The sequence below is a fragment of the Alcanivorax sp. genome (assembly GCF_002733835.1).
Taxonomy (GTDB): domain Bacteria; phylum Pseudomonadota; class Gammaproteobacteria; order Pseudomonadales; family Alcanivoracaceae; genus Alcanivorax.
Genome location: NZ_NVWY01000007.1, coordinates 84,833 through 96,946, shown reverse-complemented (window position 1 = coordinate 96,946; position 12,114 = coordinate 84,833). Strand labels below are relative to the sequence as shown.

General features: G+C 58.4%; 12 protein-coding genes. 3 read left to right on the top strand and 9 right to left on the bottom strand.

The features are described from left to right. Positions 1-97: 97 nt before the first annotated feature. The 3 genes from COA55_RS05890 to COA55_RS05880 form a co-directional block, all read right to left on the bottom strand. Positions 98-2,461: a fatty acid cis/trans isomerase gene (locus COA55_RS05890; protein ID WP_290501007.1), complete on the bottom strand. Its 2,364-nt coding sequence runs from the start codon at positions 2,459-2,461 to the stop codon at positions 98-100. A 125-nt stretch (positions 2,462-2,586) separates the two neighbouring features. Beyond that, positions 2,587-3,039, bottom strand: a complete 453-nt coding sequence (locus COA55_RS05885) for a DUF3429 domain-containing protein (protein WP_290501006.1) — start codon at positions 3,037-3,039, stop codon at positions 2,587-2,589. Between the two features lie 54 nt (positions 3,040-3,093). Then, positions 3,094-3,597: a DUF1643 domain-containing protein gene (locus tag COA55_RS05880; RefSeq protein WP_290501005.1), complete on the bottom strand. Its 504-nt coding sequence runs from the start codon at positions 3,595-3,597 to the stop codon at positions 3,094-3,096. A gap of 58 nt (positions 3,598-3,655) precedes the next feature. On the opposite strand from COA55_RS05880, the gene COA55_RS05875 reads away from it, so the two are divergent. Continuing rightward, a complete protein-coding gene (locus COA55_RS05875; protein ID WP_290501004.1) occupies positions 3,656-4,372 on the top strand; it encodes a nitroreductase in 717 nt (238 codons plus the stop codon). Positions 4,373-4,578: 206 nt separating this feature from the next. On the opposite strand, the gene COA55_RS05870 is transcribed toward COA55_RS05875, so the two are convergent. Both COA55_RS05870 and COA55_RS05865 read right to left on the bottom strand, forming a co-directional pair. Next, a complete protein-coding gene (locus tag COA55_RS05870; RefSeq protein ID WP_290501003.1) occupies positions 4,579-5,049 on the bottom strand; it encodes a hypothetical protein in 471 nt (156 codons plus the stop codon). Positions 5,050-5,243: 194 nt separating this feature from the next. Continuing rightward, positions 5,244-5,759, bottom strand: a complete 516-nt coding sequence (locus COA55_RS05865) for an Hsp20/alpha crystallin family protein (protein ID WP_290501002.1) — start codon at positions 5,757-5,759, stop codon at positions 5,244-5,246. 255 nt (positions 5,760-6,014) lie between these two features. On the opposite strand from COA55_RS05865, the gene COA55_RS05860 reads away from it, so the two are divergent. Next, positions 6,015-6,230, top strand: coding sequence for a dodecin (locus COA55_RS05860; RefSeq protein WP_007149047.1), 216 nt, complete (start codon positions 6,015-6,017; stop codon positions 6,228-6,230). A gap of 239 nt (positions 6,231-6,469) precedes the next feature. Here the strand turns inward: COA55_RS05860 and COA55_RS05855 are convergent, their stop codons facing one another. Continuing rightward, a complete protein-coding gene (locus tag COA55_RS05855) occupies positions 6,470-6,964 on the bottom strand; it encodes an Lrp/AsnC family transcriptional regulator (RefSeq protein ID WP_290501001.1) in 495 nt (164 codons plus the stop codon). 299 nt (positions 6,965-7,263) lie between these two features. Between COA55_RS05855 and COA55_RS05850 the strand changes: the two genes are divergently transcribed. After that, the gene (locus COA55_RS05850; protein ID WP_290501000.1) at positions 7,264-8,943 is read left to right on the top strand and encodes a 2-isopropylmalate synthase; all 1,680 of its coding nucleotides are present in this window, start codon (positions 7,264-7,266) and stop codon (positions 8,941-8,943) included. Positions 8,944-9,207: 264 nt separating this feature from the next. Here COA55_RS05850 and COA55_RS05845 read toward each other — a convergent pair whose 3' ends face one another. The 3 genes from COA55_RS05845 to mtgA are packed head-to-tail and all read right to left on the bottom strand — an operon-like array spanning position 9,208 to position 12,096. Then, on the bottom strand, positions 9,208-9,897 hold the full coding sequence (locus COA55_RS05845; protein WP_290500999.1) for a type 1 glutamine amidotransferase: 690 nt from the start codon (positions 9,895-9,897) through the stop codon (positions 9,208-9,210). Between the two features lie 40 nt (positions 9,898-9,937). Beyond that, complete coding sequence (locus COA55_RS05840; protein WP_290500998.1) at positions 9,938-11,368, bottom strand: META domain-containing protein; 1,431 nt, start codon at positions 11,366-11,368, stop codon at positions 9,938-9,940. Next, on the bottom strand, positions 11,365-12,096 hold the full coding sequence (mtgA, locus tag COA55_RS05835) for a monofunctional biosynthetic peptidoglycan transglycosylase (protein ID WP_290500997.1): 732 nt from the start codon (positions 12,094-12,096) through the stop codon (positions 11,365-11,367). Before mtgA ends, COA55_RS05840 begins: the two co-directional genes overlap by 4 nt. Positions 12,097-12,114: the final 18 nt, after the last annotated feature.

The window sequence follows — 12,114 nt, the reverse complement described above, 5'->3', positions numbered from 1 at the left end:
CTTTTCAACTTTTCAGTTTGAACTTTAAACCAGTCTCCGCGGGCAGGATGGCTGCGTCAGGGCACCCATTCCTCCCGCGTTACCTGCTGCTAATTATTCAAAGGTTTTCGTACCGGTTCATATCGAGAATGCCGGCCTGGGTTGGCTCGTGCTCTTGCAGATACTGGTCCAGTGCGTGGAAGTATTGCCAAAACGCCGGGTGGGTGCGGCGGATGCCGTAGGCGTCGACCACTTTGGTGAAGTCTTCTTGCGTCTTCACTGCTTCCATCTGGCTGACGAACGCCTGTAATTGGTCGTCCTGCACCAGGAACATGAAGTTGGGGTAGCTGGCCAGCACGCCGGGATACAGGGTCAGGGTATCCAGGGGCGGCTGGTAACGCAGGGATTCCCCCATCATGAACGCCACGTTGCTATGGGCCCGGTTACGGAACAGAGAGTAGATTTCCTGCTCCCCCTGATTGCCCCGCACATGCACCATGCTGACTTCCGGCATAAAGTTCACCACCGGCAGGTTGGCGGCACGACGTGAAGAGATGGCACTGAGGGTGTGGTCGGCCTGCTGTTTCCAGGCAGACACATCAGCACGCTGACAATGCTCTCCATCACAGCGGTTGATCGGGTCTGGCCGGGCGTTCAGTTCAGTAAAGCGCGTCAGCAGCTTGTCGTTGAACTCGTTCATGGGGGTGCTGGTGTCGAATGGAATATCGGTGGGCAGGGTGGTGTCCACGGATTCGTAACTGACCGCCAGGCGCAGTTTGCCGGTGTTCTGATACCAGTTGGCCAGTACACTTTGGCGCAGCTCTGCCGGGAGGTAACGGAGAGTGTTTTGTTCCGCGCCGTTGCGGATCAGGTCAAAGTAGAGGCGAGTCTGTGCCTGATGGGAGACAGACCCGAACACATTGAAATTAACCACCAGGTTGTAATAACTGCGTTCGAACAGCGGATAGTCCATGACCCAGGTGGTCAGTGGCAGGTCACCAATCAGTCCTTTACGTACCGAGGCGTTATCGTGGTGCCGGAAGATGGTCAGTAGCGCATTGCGGTTATCGCCGTCACCATCCCACAGGGAGCCCCAGCCCGGACCCTGTGGTTCTCTCGTCCCGTAAGCCTGTTTGCGGGCTTTGAGGTAGTCGTTGCGTTTGCCGCTGTATTTCAGCCATTCGGAGCCGAGGGCCAGCAGGTCGTCATCCTGGCCTGGCAGGCCCAGCAAGTCGCTGACTTGGGCGCGGTAATTTTCATCGGTGATATAGAGGTCCTGGTCCGGATCCTGAAATACCGCCCAGAAATGGTCGCGGATCACATCGGTGGCCACCTGGCCGCGGCAAACCGGGCCGCGAATAAAGGTACGCACAAAATATTCGGCTTCATCCAGCATAAACTGGTAGCGGGCGCGGGCAGGAATATCGGCAAAAGTGACGAAGGGGTTGGCGCGTTGTTCATAGCCATAGCCGGGCAGTTCTTTGACTTCCCAGTCGGTGCTGAAAAACTGTTTCCGGGTACGCGCGAGCTTGTCTTTGCTCAGCCCAAAGGTGATATGGGTTTTGTGCACCAGGGTGCCGTGGACCGGGGTAATGCGGTACCAGAAGGTCTCCGGGGGCATTTGATTGGGTCGGTCGGTGGCAACCCGCTTGATCGGCTCGCCGGGGGGCGTGCTGGAGCGGTGAAGCTGGAAGAAATGGGCCGGCTTGCTGTCTTCGCCTTTATCCAGATACAGATGGGCAAGAAACAGATGCTCGTATAGCCAGCGCGCCACCAGCTGGTGTTTCGGGTCGCTCTGGTTGAGAAAGGTTTCCCAGCTGTCAATCAGCTGCTGCTCTTCAGCGGTGGGGGTAATCACTTCCGGTTTGAAACTGGCGCCTTGCTTCAGCCACTGAGCGATGGTGGCAAATTCGCTGTCGGTGAGGCCGGTCACGGCCAGCGGCATCCCTTCCATGGGGTGGTCGTCAGCGTAGTCGTTGAATTCATCCGGGGCGGGGCATTCGTTCTGCCGGCTCAGCCCCAGGGCGATATCGTCGGGCAGCTTTTCATTGGGGTTGAAGGTGTGTTTCTTGCCCAACGCGAGCATTTGATACAGCAGGGACGCCTGCATGCCGGAGGTGCTGTCGATCACCGAGTAGAACCCCTTGTCACGCCATTGTGCGGTGGTTTGGGCATCCTGAAACAAGCGGGTAGGGTCGACGGTGTGCTTGCGGCCGCCGTTATAGACGTTCTGTTTGCTGGCGCCCCGGTCCAGCCCTTCTACTGCTTCCAGTTTCAACTGGCATGGCGCGTCGTAGCAGCCGTGGCAGGCCAGGCACTTGTTCTCGAAGATCGGGCGAATATCGTCGTGGTAATTAGGGGATTGGTTCGCGGTGTTGACGAGAGGAGGCGTTGGGTTGGAATCCGGGGCGGCCAAGGCCGAAAAAGAGAAAAGTAGTAATCCCAGTGTAAAGGTGGCGTGCCGTAGCCATTGGTGTTTCATATACCCGAATCTCCCTGTGACGAGTCCGTAGTGTAGCGGGGGCAGACTGCTCGGGCCACGGTTGGGCCGTCATGATGGTCTGCTGCTTTGTAAAAAAAGGAAAGTTGTTCCGCGGCGGGCGTAGCTCACAGCATCCAGAACATGGTGGCGGCCCAGCCGATCAATACGGCGATGACCGCAGCGGCGGTGAGCTGGTGGCGCAGATGTCGGTACCAGGTGGGCAGGGTCTCGTTGAACACCATCTGTTCTGTGCCCCATACGTACATGAGCCCGGCGGCGAGCATGGGCAGCGCCAACTCCAGAGGAAGCAACAGGGCAAGCCAGCCCAGCAGCGCAGGCATCAAGCCAAACAACAGGGTGGGGTATTGATTACTGTTGGCCATTTTGTCCAGGGCGCGACCCCAGTGAATGGCCCCGAGGAAGGTAATGACGATGGCGGCGTAGGTGGCGAGCGCATGCAGGGCCCAGTTACCCGTCTCGGCAATCCAGGACAGGCCCGCCAAGCCATAGAAGGGAATGAGCCCTGCGTAGGACAGCCCTTTGGCACGACGGATGTTCTTTTCCAGACGTGTGCTCACGTTGTTAATCCCGGCCGGTACTTTGTGCCTATTGTCGCTTGTTCAAGGTGAAGGTCAGGACAAGGTGGCGTAGCCATCCCAGGGCCGGGCGGTGAGATGCTTGGGGAGATACAGTGGATGCGCCGGTTCCCCGGAGCTGTTCAGGCGAATGCAGTGCATGGCAGGCAGTTGCGGCGTCACCTGCAAGGCACGGTCATTGAAGCGGCCGTGATTGCCCCAGGCGGCGACCACCAGGTCTGCCTGTCGTGCCAGCCGGCGCAGCCACTGGTCATTCTTCGGGCCCACCGGGTCAGCGGTGGCGAACAGGTCCTGTGGGTAGGTGGCCCGGTAGGCGAACAGATTGGCCACACACAGGCCGGAATAGCCCCAATCACGGGCAAAGCCCATGCAGCGGCGGATGGTGGGATCGTCCTGGCGGTGATCGGCGGTGGAGGGGTTCAGGCCAATCAGCAGCATGAAGTCATCGCCTTCACCCCACTGGCGCCACAGGGCATAGCGGTATTGCCGACAGCGGGAAAAGTTGGCGCGACGTTGCAGGTTATCGATGGTCTTGGTCATGGCTGCGCATTGTAAGTCTCTGGCACAGTAAACGCTAAACTCACAACAGGTTGAGAGTATGGAATTTCAGGATGTAATGGCTCGACGCCATAGTGTGCGGGCATTTACCGACCAGCCGGTGAGCGATGAGATGCTGAACGGGTTGCTGGCCCGGGCCAGCGGGGCGCCAAGCTGGTCCAACACCCAGCCGTACCAGATCGCTGTGGCCCGCGGCGAAGTGCTGGAAAGTCTGCGCCGCGAATTGCCGGAGCGGTTTGATCAACTGATGGCGCTTCAACGGGCGCCCATGGTGAAAAAGCTCAAGGCGCTGTTGACGAAAAAAGGGATGCCGGATGGCGATTACCGACCGGTGGTGAAGTACCCGGAAGACCTGCAGCCACGACGGGTCGCTACGGGCCATGGCTTGTACAAGTTGCTGGGTATCGGACGGGAAGACAAGCAGGCTCGCCACGAGCAGATGGCGGCGAATTTTCGTTTTTTTGATGCGCCGGTGGCGTTATTTATTTTTGTTCACGAAGGTCTGGGCGTTTACAGCGCGCTGGATGCGGGTATTTTTTTACAGAGTCTGATGCTGGCGGCCACGGACGAGGGGTTGGGAACCTGTGCCCAGGGGGCGCTGGCATTGTGGCGATCGCCGCTGGAACAGCATTTCCAGTTGCCCGGTCAGTACAAGTTATTGTGCGGCCTGTCGCTGGGTTATGAAGCGGACGAAACCATTAACCAATTCCGCCCGGACCGCCAGCCGCTGGAGAGTTTGCTGATTCCGGCTAAATAGCATGGAACGCCCAATGCCCAAAGCCTGACGGTTGACGCTTAAAATCTAAAAAAGCGGCGGCCACTTCCTGAAAATGTGTTGGTAATGCAGCACAGGCGTGGTGGCCGGTTTGGGTTTGTCTGGCATCAGGCCTTTGGCGTCATGCTCTTCGCTATAAGGGCACTCTTCCCTGCAAGCCTGTGGCAAACGTAGAGCCATAAGCCCAATTATTGCTGTGTGAATACGCGCAGGATGGGAAAGCGGTGGTACCCGAAAAAAACCATCTTGCGCTGTTGCTCTGCGGCGGCGAAAGAGCCTTCCAGGTTGCTGGCGTGGCGGCGGTCACCGTTGGCGAATTCCGCCACCAGATAGTCGTCACGCAGAATGCGTTGGCCGCCGGCATCGTTTCGCAGTGACACCAGCGCCCACCGCTCACCGCTATCACTGCTCAGGCTGCTGGCGTCCAGCAGGATAAAGCTGCTGCTGTCCGGTTCCAGCGGGTTATCCCGATCAAAGTCGGCATTATTGGTAATCGCCAGTGGTGTATCAAAACGCAGAACGGCGCTGTTCTCCGCGTGGAGGGGTGCCGTAAAGCCCAGCGCCATGGCGCAGACAGCGCAGGCCAGAAGGTGATGACGTTGCCGCGTGTTGGCGGCTTTGTTGTCCCCGTTTCTGGGAGTGAGTAAGTACAGGCGCATCTCCGGGTTCTCCGTGGCTTTCTATACCTTATAGAGTACCCGTGTTGCACTGTGATTAGGCCGTGAAACCGTTGATGGTAGCGGCGCATCTCACGACTCCGCGCCCAGGTATGGAGCGCGGGCCGTGACGTCAATAGAGAAACACCGGTTCTTCGTGAGTTGCTTGAAGCGTGCAGCCTGTTGCGTCTCCTCAATCAATGAATCTCGATACGTCGGCTGCCTTGATGATGGTGTTCATGGCGAGGGATGTTGAGTGACAGTACCCCGTTGTGGAAGACGGCGTTCATCTGCTCGGCATCCGCATCGGCCGGCAATGTCAGCATGCGCTGGAAGGGCCCGAAACGGCGCTCACTATAATGGTAGCCGTCGCGGTCATTTTCCTGGATGGGTTTTTTGCTGCCGCTGATCAGCAACATGTTGTTGTCCAGCGTCACATTCAGATCGGATTTCTCCACGCCGGGTAATTCCGCAGTAATCAGGTAGTGGTCGTCGCGCTCCAGAATATCCAGGTTGGGGCGCAAGGGCGCGTTTGGTTGGGCGTGTGGCGCCGGGGTCGTCCAGGCCATGTCGCCAAGCATTTGTTCGAACCAGTTGTCGAACTCCCGTTCCCAGCGCAACAAGGGGTGGCCGGGTTGCCGTTGCGGGAGAGGTCGCTCGCGGTTGCTCTCCTGACGAAGCCAGTTCCAGGGTGTCATTTTATGCATATCCATCGCGTGTCCTCCTGAGGGGGGTTGGAATAAACGGTTGGACAATGACCAATTGCTTCACTTTCTGTTGTGAGGGAAATGCTGACAGCTTTCAATGCGTAATTGAGGGTTTTTTGACCGACTGGGCAAAAGTACTCCCTTGTAATCGGCCAGTTTAGGTGTCACAGATAGAAAGAGATGGATGAGTGCAGACGATGCGCCAAAAAGCGAGTCTCGCGCTCAGACACTATGGAACATGTACCGAAAAGGAGAGCAGTCATGTCTGACCATCATGTCTACAAGAAGGTTGAATTAGTCGGGTCGTCTCGCACCACCATTGAAGACGCCATCGAGAATGCGCTGGTCACGGCCAGTGAAAGCCTGGAGTTGATGGACTGGTTCGAGGTGACCGAAACCCGCGGCCATATCGAGAATGGCAAGGTGGGGCATTATCAGGTGACGTTGAAGGTCGGCTTCAGAATTTCCGGATCGTGAAGCAGTAGCTACGAGCTACGAGCTACGAGCTACGAGCTACGAGCTACGAGCTACGAGCTACGAGCTACGAGCTACGAGCTACGAGCTACGCTCGATTGGATGGGGAAATGCCAAACAGTTCCCGATTTTCTGTATTTCAACGAAGCCGCTGTAGGAGCGCCACTGGAGGCGCGAACCGTGCGGAGCACGGCATCGTCCGCAGGGCGATCAAAGCTAGAAGCTGGCAGCTCGTCGCTTGTTTACGCATCCACATAATTCAACGGCAAGGCTGCCGTATCCACCACCCGCCGCATCACAAAGCTGGAATGCACACCGCTGACGCCTTCGATCCGGGTGATCTTGTTGAGCAGGAAGTGCTGGTAGCCGTCGATATCGGGCACTACCACTTTCAGCAGGTAATCGGCTTCCTGCCCGGTGACCAGGTAACACAGTTGTACTTCCGGGTAACTGGCCACCTTCTCTTCAAAATTGGCGAAGCGCTCCGGTGTGTGGCGGTCCATGCTGATCTGGATCATCACGGTCAGGTCCAGCCCCAGCTTGCGGGCATCCAGCACCGTTTCCCGCTTCACGATAATGCCGGCGGACTCCAGCTTTTGGACCCGCCGGGAGCAGGGCGAGGGCGATAGCCCTACGGTTTCCGCCAGTTGTTGGTTGCTGAGCCCGCCGTTGTGCTGCAGCGCATCGAGAATACGCAGGTCGGTGCGATCCAGTTTTGCCAGTTCGGAGCTGCTCATGGGGTTTTTGTCTCTTATTTGGTGGTTTTGCGCAATTATATTGCTCATAAGGCCGAAAATGGGTGAAGAAAGCAAGCACATTGCGCGTCCTGCGCCGTAAAGTATCTCTCGTAGGGCGATGACGCAGACAGCCACAAGCCGGATGCCTCTCTTGACCGCTACCGGTGCCTATCGGCGCCTTGATCGAGACCCGAGATCACACATGGAGTTGTTAGCCGCCAAGCAGTAACCCTGGGAACGTCGGTTAGTAATTCAGCCTGGGGGGCAGCTTCTGCCCCTTTTTACTTTGAGGATTCGACATGAGCTTTGATCACACCAAGTACCAGCCATTTCCTGTTATCGACAAGCCCGACCGTCGCTGGCCGAACCAGCGTATCGAGAAAGCCCCGCTGTGGGCGGCGGTAGACCTGCGCGATGGCAATCAGGCGCTGATCAAACCCATGTCCGTGGCCCAGAAACGCCAGTTCTTCCAGATGCTGGTGGAGCTGGGCTTCAAGGAAATCGAGGTGGGCTTTCCCTCCGCCAGCCAGATTGATTTTGATTTCTGCCGGGCACTGATCGAGGAAGATCTGGTGCCCGACGATGTGCATATCCAGGTGCTGACACAGGCCCGTGAGGAATTGATTGCGCGGACCTTCGAGTCCCTGAAAGGGGCAAAGAACGCCATCGTGCATATCTACAACGCCACCTCGCCCACGTTCCGTGAGCAGGTGTTCAACGTGGACAAGGCCGGTTGCAAGGCCATTGCTGTGCGTGCCGCTGAATGGGTGCGCGATTGCGCGGCCAAACAGCCGGAAACCCACTGGAGCTTCCAGTATTCTCCGGAAACCTTCAGTGCCACCGAAACCGATTTCGCCATCGAAGTCATCGATGCGGTGAACAACGTGTGGCGTCCGGATCAGGGGCAACGGGTGATCATCAACCTGCCCGCCACGGTGGAAGTGAGCACCCCCAATGTGTTCGCCGACCAGGTTGAGCTGGTGCATGACAATATTCAGTATCGCGATGACGTGATTATCAGTGTCCACACCCATGACGACCGTGGCTGTGGCGTGGCCGCTGCCGAGATGGCAGTGATGGCCGGGGCGGATCGTGTCGAGGGTACCTTGTTGGGTAACGGCGAGCGTACCGGCAACATGGATTTGGTCACCGCCGGCATGAACCTGTACAGCCAGGGGATTGATCCACGGATCGACTTCTCACGGATGAAAGAAATTGTGGCATTGGTGGAGGAGATTACCGACATCCAGACTCACCCTCGCCATCCCTATGCGGGGGATCTGGTGTTTAGTGCTTTTTCCGGTAGCCACCAGGATGCCATTCGCAAATGTCTGGCCCGTTATCAGGAAGGGGATATCTGGACAGCGGCCTACCTGCCGATTGACCCGGCCGATGTGGGACGGCGTTACGAGGAAGTGGTGCGCATCAACTCCCAGTCCGGCAAGGGCGGGGTCGCTCACGTGCTGGAGCGGGATTTCGGTATCGACTTGCCCCGTTGGTTGCAGCAGGAGCTGGCCGCCGTGGTGCAGGGCGATGCGGAAGAAGACGGCGGCGAGATCACCAGCGAGCGGGTGCATCGTCGTTTCAATAGCGACTATCTGAACGTCCCCATGGGCTGGGTGTTGCGCTCCTACGACCTGAACCGCAGTAACGAACAGGTGCAGGCGCAGATCAGTATTGGTGATGACAGCCAGCCGGTGACATTGTTGTCCGGCCGTGGAGACGGCGCCGTGTCGGCACTGGTCGATGCCTTGAATCGGCGCATTGGCGGCGAGGTGAAAGTGGTGTCATTCGATGAATATTCGTTGGGCGACAGCACCGAAGCTAATGCCATGGCCTGTGTGCGCGTGCAGGTAGGCGACACCACCCAGAGTGCCGTGGCCATGGCGGCGGACACTACCGCTGCTGCCTTGCAGGCGATTCTGTCTGCGGTGGGCCGGGTGCAACAAGCTAGTGAAAAGTTAATCGTTAATAGTTAGCAAGCTGCCGCGTTGATTGAGTGAAAAGTGAAGAAGCCGTGCTCCTGACAGGGGCGCGGCTTCTTCGTTTTTGTGGGGGCGCGGAGCTCAAGTGACATGTCGGATTACGGCTACGCCTAATCTGACCTACGAAAACACACCGTGCTTCATGTAGGTCAGATTAGCCTGAAGGGCGTAATCTGACATTAGCTGGCCTACAAAATCTAGCCTTTCAAGTAGGTCGAATTAGGCGTAGCCGTAATCCGACATTAGGCGGGCGAGACGCTAGCCCAGGAAGGCATTCAGGACGCGCCCTAACAAGGCTTTCGATGCGGTAAAACGCTGCGGGTCACCAAGCAGCGCTTCGCGGCTTTCCACCCAGCGACCCGGTGCCAGATCATCCGGGCAGGCATCGCACAGTGCTTGTGCATTGCCGTTCTCCAATTCCAGATGGAATTGGAGAGCCAGCACGTTATCGCCGTAACGGAAGGCCTGGTTGCGGCAGCCTTCACTTTCCAGCAAATGCACGGCGCCGTTGGGGATGGCAAAGGTGTCGCCGTGCCAGTGCAGGACGGTTGGCGCGTCTGCAAACAGTCTGCCCACACTGTCGTTTTTCCCGGCTGGTGTGGGGTAGACCGGAAACCAGCCGATTTCCTTTTCCGGGTTGGCGGTAACCGGGGCGCCCAGCACCCGGGCGATCAGTTGTGCGCCCAGACAAATGCCCAGCACCTTTTTCCCCGCTGCGATGCTCTCGCGGATCAGCGCTTTTTCTGCGCTCATCCAGGGAAAACGGGGGTCGTCATCGGCCCCCATGGGGCCACCCATGACCACCAGCACATCAAAATCCGCCGGGGCGGGCAGGGCGTCGCCAGCGAATAACAGCGAGTGCCGAATGCTGATGTCCCGCTCCTGAAACCAGGTTTCCATGGCGCCCAGTTGTTCAAAGGGAACATGGGACAGGTAATGAACACGCATGGCGATTTCCCTTTTTGCGGTTTACTCAATCCGTGTCGTGCTACAGATAAATGGCCTGAAAACTGGCCACTGCTTCATCGTCTTTATCAAACAGGGTGAGCAGCTCGCCGTCGATGCGGAAGTGGTCGCTGGCCTTGAGTGCGTCGAGGTAGCGGTTTTCGATAGCGCTGGTCGGGCATGCCTTGCGTGTAGTTGCCAGATCGGGCAGCGCCAGCTGTTGGCCGTCGCGCTGGTAGGAGCCGTTCAGGCTGTTGCAGCTGCCATGGCCTTTGACCTTGCCGTCATCGTTGAAGGTGAGAAACGGCACCTGTGCCGCACTGCCCAGAATAATGCGATCCGTCTCCAGGTGTGTCAGTTGCCAGCGGGTGTGGGTCAGTTCGGCGGTGGGCAGTTGGCAGTTCTCCATGCCCGGTTCCAGGTTGAAGCTTTCCACGATAAGAGCGGCTTCGGTGCTGCCTTCCTGGGTGCCGGGCACTTTGCGCACCAGGCCGCTGACGGTGGCCACGCGGGGCTGTTGCGGGTAGCGGATGCCGTTGTCGTAGGCGGTCAGCAGGTCGTCGCTTTGCGGGCCGCGAATCAGCAGGCGCCGGTCGCTGTTGCACAGGGTGAAGGTGTCACGGTGTTGTCCGGGCTTGCCACGGGTGATGGCGCCACGCAGGGTTTCGCTGTCCGTCATTACCTCGGTGAGTGGCAGGGTGACATCGGCAAAGCCGTGTTTTTTGCGCTTCAGCGTGATGGCGTCGGACTGATAGAAGAGGCCGCCGTCGGCCAGGATCTGACTGATGATCTGGTATTCATGGTCTGCTTTCAGGTTGTCGGGGAGGTAGTACAGGCGAAAGGGCATGGTATCGGTGTCTTCATCCAGGCGAATCAGACGCTTGGCGACAAGTTGGGCGCCGGGTGTGCCGGTCTCTATCTGGTTGTCCAGCAGGGCGACGGTGAGCACGGCATTATCCGGCAGTTCGCTGTCCTGTGAACGTGTAGCGGTGCCACTGATATGGGCCACGGCGTTGTTGGCACGCTGATAGTCGCCATGGAACAGTAGCGGGGCGGCGTCTTCGTTATCCGTCTGAGCATCAGCAGAGGGCTTGGGCGTTTCGTCGTCGCCGGTGGTAGTTTGCGAGTCTTCCTGGCTTGGCGCTGCGCTGCTCAGAGTAAGAGTGTCATCGTGTTGCTGGCCTGTGGCGGTGGTCAGAGTGACCCGCTGCTCCTGATTGTCCAGGTAGTGGAAAGTGAGGGTGTCATCCTGTTGCTGCCAGCGTAGCCCTTGCAGATTGTTGTCCATGGGCAGGTACAGGTCGCCGCCGGCTTCCAGCACCAACACCTGGTGTTCGTTTTGCCACACGCCGGTGATGCCATTGGCGTTATCGTTGCCGGCAGGGGCGGCCTGGGTGTTGTCATTGTCGCTACAGCCCAGCAGGGCGAGGCCGCTAAAACACAGGGCGGCAAAGGGGACGGCATACTGCTTCATTGCGTGTTTCCTTTGGGGGGCGTGGGTTCAGGCGGCGGCAGGGTGACGGTTCCCGGGTCGGGAATGCGTACCAGCGCCATTTGCGCCTGAATCCATTGAGCCCGTTGTTGTACGTAGTCGGTGGGGCCTTTGAAATCATAAAGATTGGGGCGTGGCAGCATGGCGGCCAGTTGGGCTGCCTGCAGGGGCGAGAGCTGCGCGGCGCTGACCTGAAAATAATGTCGGGCGGCGGCTTCGGCGCCATAAATCTGGTGCCCCCACTGGGCCACATTCAGGTAGAGCTCCAGGATGCGACGTTTGCTCAGGCCGATTTCCAGCATCAGGGCAATCACCGCTTCCTGCGCTTTGCGGGTATAGGTACGCTCGCCGGACAGGTACAGGTTCTTGGCCAGTTGCTGGGTAATGGTGGAGCCCCCGGCCACCGGCTTGCCCGCTTCCATATTACGCTTCAGGGCATAGCGGATGCCTTCCCAGTCGAAGCCGGTGTGCCGGGTGAAATGGGCGTCTTCGGATATCAGTACGGCCCGTTTCAGGTAATCGCTGATCTGATCGTAATCGCGCCAGTACTGCTGCACCTTGCCCTGCTCCTGGGCGCGGTGCATATAAGCGCTGTTGTCCGGGTTGTGATGCTGCAGGCGTAGCACCTGGCCCAGATACCAGAGCTGGGCCAGGGTCGCGGCCACAAACAGCAGGGCCAGACACTGTAACAGGCGTCGTTTAAACGTCATGATCGTCGCTGACCAGGT